Genomic DNA, 453 nt, shown 5'->3' on the forward strand with positions numbered 1-453 from the left:
CCTCGCTGGCCACCCTGACGCTGCTGGCGGCCAGCATGTACTGCCTGGCCGCGGCGGCCCGGACCCTGCCGATTGGCACGGCCTACGCGGTCTGGACCGGCATCGGCGCCGCCGGCACGGCGGTTCTCGGCATGGTGCTGCTCGGGGAGCCGCCGACGGCGTGGCGGCTCGCGAGCCTGGCGCTGATCCTCGCGGGCGTCGCCGGGTTGAAGCTGGCCCATTGACGTCCATGCGCGCACAAAAAAGTGTTGCGTGGGGGTTGCGTCACACGCTGGGCCGTGTGGTACACTTCGTGGTCGCAGTCGCTCGGCATGAGCGGGAATAACTCAGTGGTAGAGTGCGACCTTGCCAAGGTCGAAGTCGCGGGTTCGAATCCCGTTTCCCGCTCCAAATCTCCGCCCCTCCTGACCGAGCGCTTCCACCTCAGGCTGGCGCCGTAGCCAAGTGGTAAGG

Annotated in this window: 1 protein-coding gene and 1 tRNA gene; both read left to right on the top strand. The window is 68.2% G+C overall.

The features are described 5' to 3' along the window. Positions 1-224: DMT family transporter (locus ACTIE6_RS24280; protein WP_439559086.1), on the top strand; the 224-nt coding region annotated here is incomplete at its 5' end. A 91-nt stretch (positions 225-315) separates the two neighbouring features. Continuing rightward, positions 316-390: transfer RNA gene (locus tag ACTIE6_RS24285), tRNA-Gly, on the top strand. Positions 391-453 lie beyond the last annotated feature (63 nt).

The organism is Dyadobacter sp. (genome assembly GCF_051859145.1).
Taxonomy (GTDB): domain Bacteria; phylum Bacteroidota; class Bacteroidia; order Cytophagales; family Spirosomataceae; genus Dyadobacter.